Genomic DNA, 17,942 nt, shown 5'->3' with positions numbered 1-17,942 from the left:
TTCCCCTCGGCGAGTTCCAGTTTTATTTTTCCAAGACGGTTTCGAGCACGGCGGCAAGTTTGGCCCGCGCGCGCGCGATTCGCCCTTCGACGGCCTTCGCGCTCATCCCCAGCACGGCTGCCGCCTCCGGCTGGGACATCCCTACAATGGCCGTCAGCACGATGGCTTCGCGCGAGCTCCTGTCCAGCTTGTCCAGGGTCCTGATCACACGCGCCAGATCCCGGCGAGCCGCCACGCGCTGTTCCGGGCCGGGCTCTTCATTGGCGACGCCGCCTGCTAGCTCCATTTCGCCAAGGTCCTCGGCACCAAAAAGAAATTGCCTGACGCGCCGGAAGCGATACAGGTCCCGCATCTTGTTCAGCCCAATACGGAAAAGCCAGGCGCGGAATGGCCTGTCCGGATCGAAATCATCAAGCGCGTGCCATGCGGCGACAAAGGTATCCTGCACGACGTCGTCAATGTCGGTTTCGGGAACGCCGAAACTGCGCGCAGCCTGGGCCAGGGCGATGCCATGTCGTTCCACGAGCTGGCCGAATGCGCGCTGGTTGCCGTCAGCCGCCTGTCGGGCGAGCAGCCTGTCCGCGTCGTCCAGATTCACTGCGATCCACGGCGAAGCGCATCGACAAGGACGTGGTCGTATGCAGGCCGATGCTCGGGCTTGAGGCCTGCACGCATTTCAAACACGTGGACCAACGTGGCGCGCTGCAGGTCGCCGGCTGCGCGCTCGACCTCTTGGATCGCGGCCTCCACCTCGGGCGACCAGTTCGGATTTCTGGCAATGGCGTCCGCCAGCTTGCCGTTCGCAGCCCGCAACCGCATCTCGATTTCCCGCCGGCGCTGCGCAAATGCCTCTTCTTTCAGCTCCAGAATTTCGCGCTCATTGGCGTCGAGCGGCACAGCTTCGTGCAGCATTTCATGCAAGTCGGTATGTCGGTCATGCGCGGAACGCGTGGCATAGACACCTGCGATGGCCACAGAGATGCCGACCAGCGCTCCAACCAGCGTGGAAATGGATAGACGTCGAGTTCGCGGCGTCATCATTCGCCTATCAGCAAGCCGAACGGCGACGCGGCAGAAGGCGTGGCGACCCATGTCGGCGCTGTCTTGACCATCAGGCTCGTCGCTACCCGGTCCATTGCCGCATAGGCCACCAGCGCCGCAACGGCAGCGCACAGGACAGCGCGCCACACATCGTGGCGCGCCACGAGTACTTCCTGCGTCGGCTCTGCTGCGATGCGCTGCTGAATGGCTGCGACGCGCGTGCCGGAAGATGCCTCAAATGTGATTTTTGAGGCGCTATTAAGCCATTCGTCGACGTCAGCCATTGCTCATCTCCATACCCTTGACCTAGCTAATACGGCGCGCGACAGCAAACACCCTCGCACCTGTATCCAATTTTCGAGATTGTAGAGGTCTCTACAACATTGAAGACAAGGCTACGGACGGCTACGCTTGGCGCATGATTCCTCTCCAATCGAGCCCCCGGGCCACCTGGCTGCTGCTGATCGTCAGCCTGCCGACATCGTCCGCTACTCCGCGCATGCGACTGTGGCGCGGCATCAAGTCGCTCGGCGGCGCACCACTGCGCGATGGCGCCTATCTTTTGCCCGATCAGCCGGGATTGCGCGGCCAGCTCGAAAAGATGGCCGAGGACGCGACCAGCGAGGACGGCAAAGTCTGGATCCTCTCGGTCCAGACGAAAGATGCACAGGAAGATGCCGAGTATCGCGCATTGTTCGACCGGTCTGCCGAGTATGCGGCCTGGACGGCCGAACTCTCCGGCGCGCGCGCAACGTTGGGCGACGCGGACGAAGCGGAACTGCTGCGCCTGGTGCGCCGTCACGGCCGGGGATTCGACGCGATCCGGCATATCGATTTTTTCCCCAACGACGCGTCGGCGCGAGCGGAAGCGCAATGGCGCGACTTCAACGCGGCCGTCGATATCCTGCTGTCGCCGGGCGAACCGCACGAGGTAGCCGGCAGAATTCCGCGACGCGATCCCAGCCAATATCAGGGAAGGCGCTGGGCAACCCGCCGGCACCTCTGGGTGGACCGGATCGCATGTGCCTGGCTGATCCGGCGCTTCATCGACCCCCATGCCACGTTTCTCTGGCTCGACGACGTTCGCCAATGCCCGGACGACGCGCTGGGATTCGATTTCGACGGCGCAACCTTCACGCATGTCGGCGACCGCGTTTCTTTTGAGGTGCTGCTCGCCAGCTTTGGGCTCGACGAGGACAAAGGACTGACGCGCCTCGGCCAGATGATTCATGTACTCGACATCGGCGGCACGCCCGTCGCGGAAGCGAGCGGCTTTGAGGCCGTACTGACCGGTGCCCGCGAGAGGCTGCCCGATGACGATGCCCTGCTGGGCGAGATGAGCCATGTCCTCGATTCGCTCCATGCGCATTTCTCCAGCAGCCGCAGGCGCTAACCACTTTCCACCAATCAGGCTCACCCTTCAAGGCTGACGATGAACTCGCCCCAACCAACCGATACCTCCTCGGCGCAGTCAACTCAGAAGCGCCCCGGATACACGCTACGGCAACTGGTGCTTTACTTCCTGCGGCTTGGCACCTTGGGCTTTGGCGGCCCGGTGGCCCTCGCCGGCTACATGCACCGTGACCTGGTCGATGCGCGGCAGTGGATCACCGATGCCGACTATAAGGAGGGCATCGCGCTGGCACAACTGGCGCCAGGGCCGCTGGCGGCCCAGTTGGCGATCTATCTTGGCTATGTGCACTACCGCATCCTGGGTGCCACGCTCGTCGGGATCGCCTTTGTGTTGCCATCCTTCCTGATAGTGCTGGCGCTCGGCTGGGCGTACGTGCGCTTCGGTGGGCTGACGTGGATGCAGTCGGTGTTCTATGGCGTGGGTGCGGCCGTCATCGGCATCATCGCGATCAGTGCCTACAAGCTGACCAAGAAGAGCGTGGGCAAAGACAAACTGCTGTGGTTCATCTACCTGGTTCTCACCGCAGTGACGGTCATTACGGAGTCGGAGGTGGCCTGGTTGTTTCTCGCGGCCGGCGTGCTGGTCTGGTTTTGGCGTGCGCCGCCCAAGTGGCTGCGTCAAGGCAAGCTGAATGCGATAGCCGCAATGCCCTTGCCGGCGGCGAGCAACCTGCTGAGCACTGTGGACTGGCCTCTGCTCTCGCAGATCGGTGTGTTCTTTGCCAAAGCCGGCGCGTTCGTCTTCGGTTCGGGGCTCGCCATCGTGCCGTTCTTGTACGGCGGTGTGGTGACGGAACACCACTGGTTGAACGACAAGCAGTTTGTCGACGCCGTGGCGGTGGCAATGATCACGCCTGGCCCGGTCGTCATCACCGTCGGCTTCATTGGCTATCTGGTCGCGGGCCTGCCAGGCGCCTGCGTGGCAGCGGCTGCGACATTCCTGCCGTGCTACCTCTTCACGATTCTGCCGGCGCCGTACTTCAAGAAGTACGGCAAGCTGCCGGGCATCCTGGCGTTCGTGGATGGCGTTACCGCAGCGGCCATCGGTGCCATTACAGGAGCGGTCATCGTGCTCGCCAAGCGCTCGATCGTCGATATTCCCACCGTGCTGCTGGCGCTAGTCACCGTTGCGCTGCTGCTGAAGTTCAAGAAGCTGTCCGAGCCCATGATCGTTGCGGGTGCTGCCTTGATCGGGCTCGTGGCCTATCCGCTGCTGCATCACTGACTTGCCACAGGAGACGCCATGATTTACCAGATGACACCGCTCTCATGCGATTCAGCCAGGCTGCCTGGCCTGTCCGAGAAACTGATCGTCAGTCACTACGAGAACAACTATGGTGGTGCGGTAAAGCGACTTAACGCCATTGCGGCCGAGCTTGCTGTCATGGATGCGGCGACCTCGCCCGTGTTCGTGCTCAATGGGTTGAAGCGCGAGGAACTGCTCGCCACAAACTCGATGATCTTGCATGAGGTCTATTTCGACAGCCTAGGTGATGGTGGGCCGCTGGAAGGCAATCTGAAGGCCGCTATCGAGCGCGATTTCGGTTCGCTCGCACGCTGGCAAGCCGAATTCACGGCAATGGGCAAGGCGCTTGGCGGCGGCTCGGGATGGGTATTGCTCACCTACTCGCCGCGCAACCGGCGCCTCGTCAACCAGTGGGCGTCGGATCACGCCCATACGCTCGCAGGTGCTACACCCATCCTGGCGCTCGATATGTACGAGCACTCCTACCAGATGGACTACGGCGCCAAGGCAGCGGCCTATGTGGACGCGTTCATGCAGAACATCCACTGGAAACACGTGGCCGACCGTCTGGCGGCCCTACAGCAGCAAGCTGTTCATCCCGCAAACTAGCGGAGGCTGTCATGCAATGGATTACGCGGGAGCGCCCCAAGATCGATCGTATCGCCTGTCCTTGGCTGATCGCGCGCTTTATCGACGAAACACCGGACTTCTTGTACGTGCAGGCCGGGGATGTCCTGCGCATCGCCAACGAGAGTGGCGCAGTTCCCTATGACATCCCCGGTGTCGAACTTACGCATGTGGGCGAGCTTTGCAGCTTCGATGCCTTCCTCGCCAAGTACAACCTTGGTGGTGATCCGGCCCTGCAGCAAATGGCCGGAGTCGTGCGCGGCGCGGATACATCACGGCTGGACCTGACGCCGCAGTCCAGCGGGCTCTATGCGATTTCATTGGGACTGTCTCACGTTTTCGCCGACGACCATGAAATGCTTGAACACGGCATGGTGATGTACGACGCGCTATATGCGTGGTGTCAAAGCTGCCAGGCGGAGACACATGTGTGGCCACCAAGAATGTCCGTATGAAAGCACTTGGAGGCATTGGCAGTGGCTCAGTATCTGATCAGCAAGGAGTCGAGCGAGGGCGCCCAGGCCCTTTAGTACGCTTTTTTATCGCACGGCCCATCGTCAGCGCGCGTGCTTTGAGACTGGGTTTTACACGAAGAAGTTGGCCGTCCTTCGTGAAGTACTCGGCAACGTTGTCGATCATTCTCTCGAGCGCTGCGGTATCTCGGCAGTCAATGTTTCCGAAGTCCCACCGACCTTGATCGATCAGCACTTTCTTCCGATAGTGAGTACTGTGACCATACCCGGCATCACCGGTTATCGCCTCCCACCGATTGAACACGTGTTCGATGCGTTGAATATCATCTCGAACCCTCTGGCCATCGAAAATGAGCAGGACATGGTGATGAATGGCTGTCGATTGTTCGATCTTCCAGACATAGCCAATGAGATATTTGAAGAGTTCGGCATCTTTCCCATGAGGGTTGGAGAAGAAGCGCTTCCGATGATTCATGGCCTCCTTGATGTCGATTCGACCTCGATATTCGGCCCTGTATTTATCGTGAATGTGAGAGCGCTCGATGCCCATGTGAGTACCGAAGGCCTCCCGAAAGACAATATCTTCCTCAGTAACTGCCTCTTCCCTGTATTGCAGTTCACAACGGACAGCCAGGAGCTTCGTCGTTCGGATCGGCATAGTACGAAGGTAAGCCTTAATGAGCTCTCGCTGTATGCTTGTCTGTCCGTACCGCCAGTCGTGGAGCTCTTTCTTGATTCCCAATCGGATGGCTTCATCGCGTAGGTACGCAATGAACTCATCGAATACCTCGGCCTCCATGCGCCCGTCAGCGACATACCGTCGAGGACTAGTAAATAAGCAAGCTCCAATTCCAGGGTGGGTTATATGGCAGCGACGGAATAGCTCAATATCCGGCGTGTAGACATAGTGCTCAAAGAGCACGCTATGCAGATAACCGAAGTGACGGAAGTGGGTTGCCAGCTTTGAGCACTCCTTTACTGACCGTCGACCATGTCGTTCCTGAATTACATAGGCCTTGTCCTGAGTATAGAGTACGGCTTCGAGGAAGCTCACAAGCTTCTTGAACAGTTTGCTGTACTCTCCAACTTCCCATATGGTTGGTACATCCTCTACCTCGATGACATCCCATGTTGGAGTATGGTTGACTCTGAGTATATCGGGTATGTCGATTGTTGAGTTCAGCATGATCGCGTCCTTATCAGGTTCTCTGGTGGTCAATCAAAGGGAACATGTTGGCGACTTCGAGTCAGCTCATTCTTGCCGGTACTGTTGGAGCTGCTATATCATGCTGCCTTGTTGAGTTATTATTTCTCTGCTACTTCTCCATTTCTCCATTGCTATACTACTTCTCTGCTACCTTATTACTTTCCTAAATTGGAGGGTGATGGACGACCAGTCATTACTGGAGCTTGGTCGTGAACATCCTTCGTTATTGTGGCTCTTGTGCCTCAGGCATATTCTTCCGAATTGTCCAGTCTCGCTGCTATCAGTCTTCGCTAGATCCCGAGGGGCATCAAGCATCCCGCATGCAGTCCTGATGGAGACATGGGGTTCCACAGTAGCATCGGGTGCGGTGCTTCCCAACGAGTTTGCTAGCTTGGGAACTAACTTTATATCTCTGATGAACTAACAAATAGCTCATCAGAACTAACTAGAAGCCCACTGAGAACCAAGTATACGATGCTGCTGCTACCAACTCTGCTACCACTTCGTGCTAACCTAATAATTCTTTCGATACTTTGCTGTGCTCCGAGCAGAATTTGCAGGGCTACGTACCCGTTGGGTATTTGCTGAAATGAAGTATTGATTTTTGCGAGGGTTTTTAAATGGAGTGGAGTATAAACTGATGCTGGGAAAGCCGAGCATTGAGCAGGTGGAGGAGTTCTGGGGGAGAGATGCGGATCGATTTATTCGGACTGTCAAAGGAATATCGGTATGGATTGCCGGTCTGATAATTGAATACCGTAGAGGCAGGAGGTCAATTTTTAAGGTTGAGAATGATGTGGTGAATTACTCGAGAAATTATGACCTTGAGAATTTTGTGGGCTTGGTGTTTTCTGAGGATATTCTCAATGAAGTGGTGAAGATTTCGGTGAATCATCATCGGGAGTGTCGCCATCCATATTTTCGTTTGTGTGTGGATGTCATTTTGGAATGGGCCGGTAGCCAAGGTGTGTACGGAAATGATCCAAAAGATATCCGGCGTCTTGCGGTGCCGAAACTTATAATGGATCGCAAGGCTAGGTTAAAGGATTGCGAGGAGACTCGCCGATCCTTGTATGACCATTTTGATAAAGCTCTTGAGCGGGAGGCAAAGTCAAAGGAGCTTGTGCGGGAGATCAATTCTTGGCGGAAAGCTGCGGAAAAAGTTCAGAGTAGCATGCTGCGACTGACAAGTACGATAGTTATGTCTCATGAAGGCTTGCATGTATATCGACTGCAATTCAAAGGATTGGCGGTGCAGATTTATGATGCCATGCGAAGATTACGAAACGGCTTGGCTAGGAATCTAAAACATGAATTGAGAGATCAATATCTTGGGCACGCAATCTTCTTGAAGCAAGATGAAGGTGGCAGGTATTATATTGAGGTTTTGTTGTTTACAAAAAATAATGTCATTTGGCTCTTTGATAGATTAATAGAAATGGCTTCTCGTGAGGTGCTGCCGGTATTCGGGACGGTGGAGTTCTATGTGCGAGACCACATTCAGTGTGGAAAGATGAATGGTGAGATGGCATTAAGATTTGTCGTAATATTGACGGAGCCTGAATTTTATTTTAGAGCGAAGGTATTGAATGGTGATCGACGATTCTGGAGTGGTCGGAGGATAGTCAAGCCTAAACAAGTCGAGCGGATATCGCGGCAAAAAAAATAGTATTGTAGGTATATCAAGGCCGTTTTTTAGTTTCATTGGTCGAATATCAATTGTTGATTGTATTGGCCGGTTGGTGTAAGTGTTTTTGTAGTCGGAGACCGTAATGGCTACTGTTCTGGAGATGAAGCTTGTGAACTGTTTGTAGCTAGACAGTTACTCTGTTGGCCTATAGCTGCGGCGATGGAGGAGCAAGGGGAGTGTTGTCCGAACCTGGGGATTATGATTCTGTGGGAGCCACCGAGGCGTAGACATGGTTCGCCCACGACTCCATCAGCGGCCGCCGCTGCTCCAGTAAGTCCGTGCGATGGTAAGCCGCCTCAACTTTGTTAGCGACGGTATGTGCAAGTGCCCGCTCTGCAAGATCGCGCGCGTAGCCGTGCTCACTTGCCCAGTCGCGGAAGCTTGATCGAAATCCATGGGCCGTAGCAAAGCGGCCGGGGGTATCGCTTTCGGCCTTGGCCCTACGAAGGAATGCTGTGAGGGTCATGTCGCTAAGTATCTTTTCCCGCGGGGAGGGAAAGACTAGCGTATCGTGCAATTGACGTTCCTTTATCCTTTCGAGTAGCGAGACCGCTTTTTCCGACAGTGGCACACGGTGCATTTCGGCAGCTTTCATCCGATCCGCTGGAATGCTCCAGACGCGATTACGTAGATCGAACTCAGCCCAGGTCGCACCGCGAATCTCGCCGCTGCGTGTCGCGGTGAGGATCAGGAACAGGAGGGCCATGCGCGTGCTGTCGCCAGCATCAATCTCCTTGAGATGCTGAGAGACGAACGTCGGAACTTGCCGCCACGGCATGGCAGGTTGGTGGGTCTTCTTTCCCGATTGCTTTGGCAGGATGTGGTCGATAACGGTAAGCGGATTTGCCGCGATGTGGCCATGTGCCCAGGCCCATTGCATGACGGCGTGCATTCTTTGTCGGGTGCGACCAGCCGTTTCAGCCTTCGACAGCCAGATCGGACGCAGGGCATCGGCGCAATCCGCGGGCGTGATCGCATCCAGTTTTCTTGCTCCTATCTTCGGAAATACATAGGTTTCGAGCGTGCTGATCCATTGCGCTGCATGCTTCTTGTTCTTCCAGCCAGGCTTGAGTTCTTCATGCACTTGGCGGGCCGCTTTCTCGAAAGTGAGGGCCGCCGCGACAACAGCGGCGGCTTCGCGTTCTCGGTTCCGCTGGTCGATGGGGTCTTCCCCATTGTCGATGAGCTTGCGCATGGCGAGCGCCTTTTCGCGTGCCTCTGCAATTGACGTTTCGGGATAGGTGCCAAGACCCGCGTCGCGTCGTTTGCCTGTCGTCGGGCTGGTGAAGCGCAGAGTCCATTTGCAGCCGGATTTTGCTGGTGTCAGCAGTAGCCCAGTGACTTTCCCATCGAAGACAGGCTTGTCGTTTGGCTTGAGTGCTCTTGCTTGTTTGTCGGTTAGCATCGAATTCTGGCCCATCATTCAGCCCATCAGGAAACGTTGGATGGGGTTGGAAGATGCTAGCGTACATTGGACGGAGGGACGGTGCAAGCTATTGAATTTATTGAGAAATATTGGATGCCGTTGAACTGCCTTGGATCGGTATTTGGCAGACTCCGTCTCCGCCACTACAAATCGTAATGGCGGCAGAACCCCGGAAGATCGCGGTCTTCCGGGGTTTTGTTTTTTGTGGCCCGTCAACTGGCTACACCGGTCTGCTCATCGCCAGTGCTACCCATCGCGTCGGCTGCCCGGACCTTCCTCCGCCTTTCCTCCATACCCGCAAGCTGGCAGCGACCCGGCGTTTCGCAACGCTGGCCTGGCCGTATGCGACACGGCCAGCGCGCGCCACCGCGCATTCGCTCGCGTCCGTCACTCCCCCGCAGGCCATCCGCCGCCAAGCGCCCGGTACAACTGGACCGTGGCGATGGCCTGGCCGGTCTGCGCCTGGATCTGCTCGTCCTCGCGCTGGAGCGCGTCGATGCGCGCATCCAGCACGTCCTGCAGCGTGCGCCGGCCGCTTTCGTAGAGGCGCACGGCGCTTTCGCTGTTGCGCCGCGCGGTGGCCACCACCGCATCCAGTGTGGCGCCGCGCTGGTCGAGGCTGTGGCGCAGGCTGTAGGCGTTGTCCACTTCTTCCAGCGTGCGCAGCACGGTGGTGTCGTAGCTCGCCTGCGCGGCTTGCAGGCGGGCGTCGGCGGCATCGATGCCGGCCTGGATGCGCCCGGCGGTGAAGATGGGCAATTGCACGCCCACGCCCAGCAATCCGCCGGTGCCGCTCAGCGCGGGCAGCCCGTCCAGGTGCAGGCGTCCGTCCTGGCCGAGGAAGGTCAGGTAGAAGCGCGGGAACATGTCCGCCTTGGCGCTGCCGAGCCTGGCGGCCTGCGCCTGCACCAGCGCGGCGGTGGCGCGGACGTCGGGCCGCCGCTGGATGACCTCGGACGGTATCTGCCCGGCGGGCGGGGGCGGCACGAAGAACGGCGGCGGCGCGGGCAGCGCGGCGGCGCGCTGGGGCGCTTCGCCGGCGAGCACGGCCAGGCGGCGCTCGCGGATGGCGATCTGGTTCAGCAGCATGGGCCGCTGCGCCTGCAGCGCGCCGAGCTGCTCGCTCACGCGTTCGATGTCATACGCCAGGGCCTGGCCGGCGGCCTGGCGCGCGCGGGTGTAGCGCAGCAGTTGCGCCACGGTGGCGGTGCTGCGGTCCAGCAGCTGCAGGCGGCGCTGCAGGCCGCGCGCCGCCAGGTAGTTTTCGGCCACGTCGGCGGCGATCGCCAGGCGCGTGCCGCCCCATTGCGCCTCGGCGCTGAGCGCGATCGCCGCCGCGGCCTGCGCGTCGCTGCGGCGGCCGCCGAAGATGTCGGCCTCCCAGGCCACGGTCGCGCCGGCCAGGTAGCCTTCCACGCCCGGCGACATGTCGGGCAGGCCGGCCGGGCTGCGCAGGTCGGTCACGCCGCGCGCGGCCTGCGCCTGCGCGGAGAGCGTGGGGTAGAGCGCCGAATCGGCTGCCCGCCCGATGGCGCGCGCTTCGGCCACGCGCGCCTGCGCCGCGCGCAGGTCCGGATTGGCTTGCAGGGCCTGGGTCACCCGCTGCGTCAGTGCGGGGTCGTCCCAGTTCCGCCACCACTGCGACAGGTCCTGCTTTGCTTCCGGCGCGCCGGCGGCAGGGGCCTGCGTGAACGCGGCCGGCACGGCGATGCCGTCGGGCACGGCGACGCTTACCGTCGTGCAGCCGGCCAGGCCGGCGATGCAGCAGGCGATGACGCCGGCGAGGACAGGTCCCGGGCCGGTGCGGGTATGGATGCTGGTGCTGGTGCTGGTGCCGGTGCTGGTGTTCAAGGCAGGAGTCCGCTTGCGTTGTGTGTGCATGCCCGGGAAACGGGGAGCGCGGCAGGGGGAGCGCGACAGGGCATGATGGCCTAGCCCTGCTGCGTCAGCATGGAGCGGAAGCGCGTGAGCGCCAGCGCCAGGAAGATGCCGCCCGCGGCCGTGACCCCCAGCAACTGCGGCCAGACCACGTCCAGGCCCGCGCCGCGGAACAGGATGGCCTGGGTCAGGGTGACGAACTGGGTGGTCGGCAGGAACTGCACCGCATGCTGCATCGCCGCCGGCATGCTCTGCACCGGCGTGGCGGCGCCGGACAGCAGGTAGGCCACGGCGTAGGTCGGCACCGCCAGCAGGCCGAACTGCGGCATCGACGGCGCCACGGTGGCCAGCCACATGCCCAGCGCCGTGACGGAAAACAGGTAGAGCGCGGTGCTCAGCGCGAACAGCCCCAGCGAGCCCGAGACCGGCACTTCCAGCCACAGGTGGACCACCAGCCATAGCGACAGCAGGGAGGCCACGAAGATCACCGCGCCATTGGCGAGGATCTTCGCCACGGCGATCTCGCTGGCGCGCACCGGCATCACCAGCAGATGCTCGATGGTGCCGTGCTCGCGCTCGCGGATGACCGCCGCGCCGACCAGGATGATGGCCAGCACGGTGATGTTGACCACGATCTGCATGGTGGAGGTGAACCAGTGCGATTCGGTGTTGGGGTTGAACATGACCGTGCTTTCCACGCGCACCGGGAGCTGGGCCTCGGCGTCCGGGGCGTGCAGGAATTCGAGCACCTCGCGCGTGAAGATCTGCTGCAGGTAGGCCGCGCCCAGCCCCGCCTGCGTCATGGCCGTGGCGTCCACCAGCACCTGCACCGCCGGCGTCCGGCCGGCCAGCACGTCGGCTTCGAGGCGCGGCGGGATCTCGATGGCGAAGATGTAGCGCCCGCGGTCCATCTCCTCGTCCACCGCGTGCCTGTCCACGTCGACCGGCGTCTTGAAATAGGGCGGACGGATCGCGTTGCGCAGGCGGCGCGAGAGTTCGGAGTGGTCGGCGTCCACGATGGCCACCGATGCGTTCGACACCTCCGCCTTGATGCCCCTGGCCACCGAATGCACGGCCAGCGTGAAGGCGAACGCGATCAGCACCATCAGCGTGATGTCGCTCGACAGGCTGCGCAGTTCCTTGCCGCACAGCCGCGCCACGTTCTTGCACCACTGGTTCATCTCGGCATCTCCCGCCTAGGCCTCCTGCTTGCGCAACAGCAGCCGCGCGCCGGCCAGGTACAGCAGCGCGAAGCCCAGCAGCGCCAGGTACATGGTGCCGAAGCTGCCCGCGCCCAGGCCCTTGGTGAAGCTGCCCAGGCTGACCAGCTGGAACCACGACGACGGAAATCCCAGGCCGATCCAGTAGCTGCTGCCGGTCAGCGTGGAGACCGGATACAGCAGGCCGGAGAAGTTGACGGACGGGATCAGGCACAGGATGGCGGTGCCGAAGATGGCCGCCACCTGCGAGCGCACGAAGGTCGACACCAGCAGGCCGAGCGCGGTCGCGGCCAGCACGAACAGCGCGGCGCCCAGCGACAGGGCGAGGAAGGAGCCCTTGAGCGGAACCTGAAGCAGCACGATCGCCAGCGCCACCAGCGTCAGGTAGCTGATCATGGCCAGCGCCACGTAGGGCATCTGCTTGCCGATCAGGTATTCGCCCACGCTGGCCGGGGAGGCATACAGGTTGGTGATGGACCCCATCTCTTTTTCGCGCACCACGCCGAGCGCGGTCAGCATGGTGGGGATCAGGATCAGCGCCAGCATGACGATGCCCGGCGTGATGGCGTAGATGCTGCGGAATTCCTGGTTGTAGATGAAGCGGGATTCGATCGACACCGGCAGCGCCGCCGGGCGGGCCGGCAGCGCGCGCATCTGCGCATCGGCATAGGCCAGCAGCACGCCGCTGACGTAGGCGCGCGTGGTCGCGCCCGGGAACGGGCTGGAGCCGTCGATGCGGAAAGCCACCTGCGGCCGCCGGCCGGCCAGCAGGTCGCGCTCGAAGCCGGGCGGGATCTCGATCACCATCATGTCGGACGCCGCGCGCAGGCGCCGTTCGGCCTCCGCGCCGCTTTGCGGCGCCGCCGTCCGGACGAAGTAGCGCGAGCCGGAGAACTGCGCCGCCAGCTCGCGGCTGGCGAAGCTCTGGTCGCGGTCCAGCACGGCGAAGCGCACGTTCTCCACGTCGAACGACACGCTCCACGCCGCGGCGCAGAGCAGCACGATGGGGCCGAGGATGGCGAACGCGAGCCTGAGCTTGTCGCGCGCCAGTTCCATGGCCTCGCGCCGGCCGAACGCCCACGTGCGCGCCAGCGCCGAGCCGCCCGGCCCGGCCGCGCGCCTGCCGCCCGGCGGCACTGCCGGTGCCGGCGGCACGGGCAAGGCCGGCGCGGCGGCGACGGCGGCGGTGGCAGTGGCCGTGGTGGCGCCGGGCGCCGGGCGCTCGGCTTCCTCCAGGTAGCTGACGAAGGCATCCTCCAGCGTGTGCGCGTGGCGGCTTTCCTGCAGCGCCGCCGGCGTGCCCACCGCCAGCACCCGGCCGCGATGCATGAACGAGATGCGGTCGCAGCGCGCGGCCTCGTTCATGAAGTGGGTGGAGACGAAGATGGTCACGCGCTGCTGGCGCGAAAGCTGCGCCAGGTGGCGCCAGAACATGTCGCGCGCGCCCGGGTCCACGCCCGAGGTGGGCTCGTCGAGGATCAGCACTTCCGGGTGGTGCAGGCACGCCGCGGCCAGTTGCAGGCGCTGGCGGATGCCGAGCGACAACGCGGCCGGCTGCGCGTCGGCGCAGGGCTCCAGCTCGAAATCCAGCAGCGCCTGCGCCACCGCGCGCCGCGCCGCGTCGCCCTCCATGCGGTAGAGCCGGGCGTGCAGGTCCAGGTTCTGCCGTACCGTGAGCTCCTCGTAGAGCGAGAACGCCTGCGACATATAGCCCACCCGCATGCGCGTGCGCATGTCGCCGGCGTCGATGGTCTGGCCGAGCAGCCGCGCGGTGCCGCTGGTGGCGTCGAGCAGCCCGGTCAGCATCTTCATGGTGGTGGTCTTGCCGCAGCCGTTGGAGCCGAGAAAGCCGAAGATCTCGCTGCGCTCGATGCGGAAGCTGACGTTGTCCACCGCGGTGAAGTCGCCGAAGCGCCGCGTCAGGCCCTGCGCCTCGATGGCGGGCTCGCCGTCGTCGGGCGGGCGCGGCGGCATCGCCAGGCCCGTGGCGTCGCCGCGCCGCGCGGCCGGCAGCAGCGAGACGTAAGCCTGTTCGAGGTCGCTGGTGCCGGCGCGCGCCAGTACCTCGGCGGTGCGGTCGCACACCAGCACCTTGCCCATGTCCATGGCCACCAGATGCTCGAAGCGCTGCGCCTCCTCGATATACGCGGTGGCGACGATCACCGTCATGTTCCGCTGCTCGGCCCGCAGGTCGTCCACCAGCGTCCAGAACTGGCGCCGCGAGAGCGGGTCCACGCCCGTGGTGGGCTCGTCGAGGATCAGCAGGTCGGGGTTGTGCACCAGCGCGCAGCACAGCCCCAGCTTCTGCTTCATGCCGCCCGAGAGCTTGCCCGCGGGCCGGTCCGGAAACGGAGCAAGGCCGGTGGCCGCGAGCAGCCGGCCGATGCGCCGGCGCCGCTCGCCCGCGTCCAGGCCGAACAGCCGGGCAAAGAAATCGATGTTCTCCACCACCGACAGCGTCGGGTACAGGTTGCGCCCCAGCCCCTGCGGCATGAAGGCCACGCGCGGCAACAGCGCTTCGCGCGCCCGGCGCTCGCGCAGATCCGCGCCCAGCACCGACACGCTGCCTTGCTGGATGCGCTTGACGCCGGCCATCACGCCCAGCAAGGTCGACTTGCCGACGCCGTCGGGGCCGATCAGGCCGATGGTGGTATTGCCGGGCAGCGTGAGCGACACGTCGTCCAGCGCCACGCTGGCGCCGTAGCGGTGCGAGAGGCCATCGATGCGGATGGCCGCGGCCGCGCCGGGAAGCGGGTTTGCCACGGCGTCAGGCTGGCTGCTTGCGCAACGCCAGCGCGGCGGGCCAGGGCTGGGCGGCGTCCAGGCGCACGAAGCCGTCGCCCGTCATGCCGGCCTTCAGCCGCGCCGCGTAGTGTTGCGCCACCTCGGGCGTCAATTGCAGCTTGACCCGGTACATCAGCTTGGCCCGCTCTGCATCGGTCTCCACGTACTTGGGCGTGAACTGCGCCTCGGCGGCGACGAAGCCGATCCGCGCCGCAATCGGCTCGTCCGGCATCGCGTCCAGCACGATGCGGGCCTCATCGCCGATGGCCAGCTTGCCGGCGGCGCCGGCCGGCAGGAACACCGTGAAGTACATGTCCGCCAGATTGAGCAGGGACACCACGCGGCCGCCCGCCGGCAGCACCGCGCCGACCTCGATCACGCGATACTCCACGCGGCCCGCCACGGGCGCATGGATGACGCTGTCGTCCAGCAGGATCTTCAGGCGGGCAATCTGGGCATCGGCCTCCACCACCGCGGCGCGGGCCTCGCCGAGCGCGGCGCGCGCGCCGGCCACGCCCGCGCTCTCGCCATCCAGGCCAAGCTGGCGGCGGTCCCGCTCCACCGCGGAAATCTGGCTGTCCTGGTAGAGCTTGGCCGCCTCGGTCAGCTCCAGCCGCGCCAGCCGCTGGCGGCTCGCGCGCGCATCGATTTCCGCCTGCGCCCGCGACGCGGCCTGCACGGCGCGCTCGCGCGCGGCGGTGGCCAGGTTGAGCTGGGCCTGCAGTTCGGCGTCATCCTGGCGGGCGACCACGGCGCCGGCGGGCAGCGTGTCGCCCTCGCGCACCGGCAGGTCGACCACGCGGCCGCCGTATTTCACGGCCACGTCGAGCCGGCCGATCTCCATGCGCCCGTTGCTGTGAACGAGATACGGCGGCCACGGATCGCGGCGGGCGCCGAGCCACCACAGGGCGCCGGCGGCGAACATGGCCAGCAGCAGTGCCGCGATACTCCAGCCGCGCTTGATTTTCATCGCTTATCGCGCTCCGGATGCGCGGGCGTCAGGGGAGGGATTCAGGCGCCGGGGCGCCGGCACGAGGGGCAGATCGGGAAGCACAGACATCGGGAAGCAGGGATCCGTGGGGCGACGGGCGCGGGTGACTGGAATGTTATCCCGGAGGCCGCTCCGAGGCTTGATCTAGCGCAAGCCGGCAACGGTGGCACCTCTTCTGCGGCAATGGCGAGCAGGTAGACTCAATCAAGGCTTGGCCAGGGCTGCCCCGATCCCTCCCGATCGCGGGCGGCGGCGGCCCGGAATCTCTCACCCCCGGGGACCCGGTTCCCGAACCACAAGGAAGGTCATGGAATACGCCAGCATCATGGTTCACCTGGATACCAGCCCGCGCGCGCTGGAGCGGCTGCGCATGGCCGCGCGTCTGGCGGTGGCGCAGCGCGCCAGGCTGATCGGGCTCTATGCCAGCTTCGTGCCGGATGTCTCCTGGTTCTATCTGATGGAAGGCGCGCCGGCCTACGTGGACGAAGACCGCCGGCGGCGCGACGACGCGCGCGAGGCGGTGCGCAGCCGTTTTCACGAGGTCACCCGCGAACTGGGCCTGGAAGCCGAATGGCGCGCCGTGCAGGGAGACCCCCTCATGATGGCGCTGCGCGAGGTGCGGGAGGCCGGCCTCGTCGTCGCCGGCCAATACGATCCGTCGGATCCGGACAGCTTCGTCGCGACCCAGTTCCTGGAGGCGCTGGTGCTGGACAGCGGCAGGCCCGCGCTGGTGGTGCCGTTCGCGGGCACGTTCGAGGTGCCCGGCACGCGCGCCGTGCTGGCCTGGAATGGCAGCCGCGAGGCCGCGCGCGCCTTGCACGACGCGATCCCCTTGCTCGCCGGCGGCCAGGCCCGGGTGTTCTGCGCGCAGGGCGCGCCGGCGCGCCCGGACGCCAGCGCCCCTGGCCATGCGGTGGCCGCGCTGCGCCATCACGGCATCGACGCCGATACCGAGCAGTGCCCGGAAGGGACGGACACCGTGATCGGCGAGCTGCTGCTGTCGCGCGCGGCGGAGCTCAATGCCGACCTGATCGTGATGGGCGCCTATGGCCGTGGCCGCCTGCGCGAGCTGGTGCTGGGCGGCGTGACGCGGACCATGCTGTCGAGCATGACGCTGCCAGTGCTGATGTCGCACTGAAATGAAACGCGGACCAGATGCGTGCGGGGCCGTGCCCGGCGGTGCGCCGGCCGCGCCGGATGCCGCCACCTCCGGCGGCATCCCGCAGGCGCTGCTGCGCGCGGCCAGGGTGCCGGCTGCCGTGCTGCTGGAGGAACTGGCCGCCAGCCCGGACGGCCTGAGCGAGGACGAAGCCGCGCGGCGCCTGCAGTGCTACGGCCCCAACCAGGCCGAGCGCCAGCACACCCGCGCGGCCGCGCTCGAGCTGCTGCTCAAATTGCTCAATCCGCTCAACGTGCTGCTGCTGGTGCTGGCGATCGTGTCGGCCAGCATCAGCAATTTCGATGCCGCGGCCGTCATCGCGGTGATGGTGCTGCTCAGCGTCGGGCTGGCAACCGTGCAGGAGCGCCGCTCGGGGCGCGCGGCGGCGGCGCTGTGCGCCATGGTGCATACCACCGCGGCGACGCAGCGCCGGGCCGGCCCGGCCGATCCGCCCGCCACGCGTGAACTGCCGATCGGCGAACTGGTGCCGGGCGACATCGTCCACCTGGCCGCCGGCGACCTCGTGCCGGCCGATGCCAGGGTGCTGGCCTCGAAGGATCTCTTCGTTAACCAGGCGCCCCTGACCGGGGAGTCGTTGCCGGTGGAGAAGTTCGCGCTGGACAGCACCGCCGGCACCGAGCCGGGCACGCTGGAAAACATGGTGCTGATGGGCACCGCGGTGGTCAGCGGCAGCGCGAGCGTGGTGGTGGTGCTGACCGGCCCGCATGCCATGTTCGGCGGCATCGCCCGCTCCCTGGCCGAGCAGGCGCCGGCCACGGTGTTCGAG

16 protein-coding genes are annotated in these 17,942 nt (G+C 63.7%); 7 read left to right on the top strand and 9 right to left on the bottom strand.

Going from position 1 to position 17,942, the window contains the following annotated elements; genetic code table 11:
- Window positions 1–22: 22 nt before the first annotated feature.
- Genes K206_RS0125805 through K206_RS0125795 form a run of 3 tightly spaced genes read right to left on the bottom strand, consistent with a single transcriptional unit; the run spans window position 23 to window position 1,325 of the window.
- Window positions 23–598 carry an RNA polymerase sigma factor gene (locus tag K206_RS0125805; protein ID WP_020205270.1) on the bottom strand — a complete coding sequence of 192 codons (576 nt, stop codon included), beginning with the start codon at window positions 596–598 and terminating at the stop codon, window positions 23–25.
- Entirely contained in the window at window positions 595–1,041 is a 447-nt protein-coding gene (locus K206_RS0125800; protein ID WP_029044093.1) for a periplasmic heavy metal sensor, read from the bottom strand. The genes K206_RS0125805 and K206_RS0125800 overlap by 4 nt, the downstream gene beginning before the upstream one ends.
- The gene (locus K206_RS0125795) at window positions 1,038–1,325 is read right to left on the bottom strand and encodes a CnrY/NccY family anti-sigma factor (RefSeq protein ID WP_020205268.1); all 288 of its coding nucleotides are present in this window, start codon (window positions 1,323–1,325) and stop codon (window positions 1,038–1,040) included. The genes K206_RS0125800 and K206_RS0125795 overlap by 4 nt, the downstream gene beginning before the upstream one ends.
- A 134-nt stretch (window positions 1,326–1,459) precedes the next feature.
- Between K206_RS0125795 and K206_RS0125790 the strand changes: the two genes are divergently transcribed.
- Genes K206_RS0125790 through K206_RS0125775 form a run of 4 tightly spaced genes read left to right on the top strand, consistent with a single transcriptional unit; the run spans window position 1,460 to window position 4,782 of the window.
- Window positions 1,460–2,434 (top strand): chromate resistance protein ChrB domain-containing protein, encoded by a 975-nt coding sequence (locus K206_RS0125790; RefSeq protein ID WP_020205267.1) that lies wholly within the window; start codon window positions 1,460–1,462, stop codon window positions 2,432–2,434.
- 39 nt (window positions 2,435–2,473) lie between these two features.
- Window positions 2,474–3,679, top strand: a complete 1,206-nt coding sequence (locus tag K206_RS0125785) for a chromate transporter (RefSeq protein ID WP_029044092.1) — start codon at window positions 2,474–2,476, stop codon at window positions 3,677–3,679.
- Between the two features lie 18 nt (window positions 3,680–3,697).
- Window positions 3,698–4,309 carry a superoxide dismutase gene (locus K206_RS0125780; protein WP_020205265.1) on the top strand — a complete coding sequence of 204 codons (612 nt, stop codon included), beginning with the start codon at window positions 3,698–3,700 and terminating at the stop codon, window positions 4,307–4,309.
- Window positions 4,310–4,320: 11 nt separating this feature from the next.
- Window positions 4,321–4,782, top strand: a complete 462-nt coding sequence (locus tag K206_RS0125775) for a chromate resistance protein ChrB domain-containing protein (protein WP_020205264.1) — start codon at window positions 4,321–4,323, stop codon at window positions 4,780–4,782.
- A 37-nt stretch (window positions 4,783–4,819) separates the two neighbouring features.
- Here the strand turns inward: K206_RS0125775 and K206_RS41850 are convergent, their stop codons facing one another.
- The gene (locus K206_RS41850; protein ID WP_081651507.1) at window positions 4,820–5,986 is read right to left on the bottom strand and encodes an inovirus-type Gp2 protein; all 1,167 of its coding nucleotides are present in this window, start codon (window positions 5,984–5,986) and stop codon (window positions 4,820–4,822) included.
- A gap of 661 nt (window positions 5,987–6,647) precedes the next feature.
- Between K206_RS41850 and K206_RS43105 the strand changes: the two genes are divergently transcribed.
- Complete coding sequence (locus K206_RS43105) at window positions 6,648–7,676, top strand: hypothetical protein (protein WP_144195994.1); 1,029 nt, start codon at window positions 6,648–6,650, stop codon at window positions 7,674–7,676.
- 217 nt (window positions 7,677–7,893) lie between these two features.
- Here K206_RS43105 and K206_RS41845 read toward each other — a convergent pair whose 3' ends face one another.
- From K206_RS41845 to K206_RS0125740, 5 genes are all read right to left on the bottom strand, one after another.
- Window positions 7,894–9,102, bottom strand: coding sequence for a tyrosine-type recombinase/integrase (locus K206_RS41845; protein ID WP_231401679.1), 1,209 nt, complete (start codon window positions 9,100–9,102; stop codon window positions 7,894–7,896).
- A gap of 408 nt (window positions 9,103–9,510) precedes the next feature.
- On the bottom strand, window positions 9,511–10,974 hold the full coding sequence (locus K206_RS0125755; RefSeq protein ID WP_020205261.1) for an efflux transporter outer membrane subunit: 1,464 nt from the start codon (window positions 10,972–10,974) through the stop codon (window positions 9,511–9,513).
- An 80-nt stretch (window positions 10,975–11,054) separates the two neighbouring features.
- The gene (locus K206_RS0125750; RefSeq protein ID WP_020205260.1) at window positions 11,055–12,182 is read right to left on the bottom strand and encodes an ABC transporter permease; all 1,128 of its coding nucleotides are present in this window, start codon (window positions 12,180–12,182) and stop codon (window positions 11,055–11,057) included.
- 15 nt (window positions 12,183–12,197) lie between these two features.
- The gene (rbbA, locus tag K206_RS0125745; protein WP_020205259.1) at window positions 12,198–14,984 is read right to left on the bottom strand and encodes a ribosome-associated ATPase/putative transporter RbbA; all 2,787 of its coding nucleotides are present in this window, start codon (window positions 14,982–14,984) and stop codon (window positions 12,198–12,200) included.
- Window positions 14,985–14,988: 4 nt separating this feature from the next.
- Window positions 14,989–15,975, bottom strand: a complete 987-nt coding sequence (locus K206_RS0125740) for an HlyD family secretion protein (protein WP_020205258.1) — start codon at window positions 15,973–15,975, stop codon at window positions 14,989–14,991.
- 328 nt (window positions 15,976–16,303) lie between these two features.
- Between K206_RS0125740 and K206_RS0125735 the strand changes: the two genes are divergently transcribed.
- Window positions 16,304–17,134 carry a universal stress protein gene (locus tag K206_RS0125735; protein WP_020205257.1) on the top strand — a complete coding sequence of 277 codons (831 nt, stop codon included), beginning with the start codon at window positions 16,304–16,306 and terminating at the stop codon, window positions 17,132–17,134.
- A 1-nt stretch (window position 17,135) separates the two neighbouring features.
- A partial coding sequence (locus K206_RS39280) for a cation-transporting P-type ATPase (protein ID WP_255359650.1) occupies window positions 17,136–17,942 on the top strand: 807 nt, incomplete at its 3' end.

Origin of the sequence: Cupriavidus sp. WS (genome assembly GCF_000395345.1) — a bacterium.
GTDB classification, from domain to species: Bacteria; Pseudomonadota; Gammaproteobacteria; order Burkholderiales; family Burkholderiaceae; genus Cupriavidus; species Cupriavidus basilensis_B.
Note: the sequence above shows the minus strand (reverse complement) of the source record. Positions and strands in the feature narration are given on the sequence as shown.

Excerpts from the sequence above, each read along its gene's own strand:
- K206_RS0125780 (WP_020205265.1), top strand. The coding sequence starts at position 3,698 with ATGATTTACCAGATGACACCGCTCTCATGCGATTCAGCCAGGCTGCCT.
- K206_RS0125785 (WP_029044092.1), top strand. The coding sequence starts at position 2,474 with ATGAACTCGCCCCAACCAACCGATACCTCCTCGGCGCAGTCAACTCAG.
- K206_RS0125775 (WP_020205264.1), top strand. The coding sequence starts at position 4,321 with ATGCAATGGATTACGCGGGAGCGCCCCAAGATCGATCGTATCGCCTGT.
- K206_RS0125795 (WP_020205268.1), bottom strand. The coding sequence starts at position 1,325 with ATGGCTGACGTCGACGAATGGCTTAATAGCGCCTCAAAAATCACATTT.
- K206_RS0125750 (WP_020205260.1), bottom strand. The coding sequence starts at position 12,182 with ATGAACCAGTGGTGCAAGAACGTGGCGCGGCTGTGCGGCAAGGAACTG.
- K206_RS41845 (WP_231401679.1), bottom strand. The coding sequence starts at position 9,102 with ATGCTAACCGACAAACAAGCAAGAGCACTCAAGCCAAACGACAAGCCT.
- K206_RS43105 (WP_144195994.1), top strand. The coding sequence starts at position 6,648 with ATGCTGGGAAAGCCGAGCATTGAGCAGGTGGAGGAGTTCTGGGGGAGA.
- K206_RS0125740 (WP_020205258.1), bottom strand. The coding sequence starts at position 15,975 with ATGAAAATCAAGCGCGGCTGGAGTATCGCGGCACTGCTGCTGGCCATG.
- K206_RS0125800 (WP_029044093.1), bottom strand. The coding sequence starts at position 1,041 with ATGATGACGCCGCGAACTCGACGTCTATCCATTTCCACGCTGGTTGGA.
- K206_RS41850 (WP_081651507.1), bottom strand. The coding sequence starts at position 5,986 with ATGCTGAACTCAACAATCGACATACCCGATATACTCAGAGTCAACCAT.
- K206_RS0125790 (WP_020205267.1), top strand. The coding sequence starts at position 1,460 with ATGATTCCTCTCCAATCGAGCCCCCGGGCCACCTGGCTGCTGCTGATC.
- K206_RS0125735 (WP_020205257.1), top strand. The coding sequence starts at position 16,304 with ATGGAATACGCCAGCATCATGGTTCACCTGGATACCAGCCCGCGCGCG.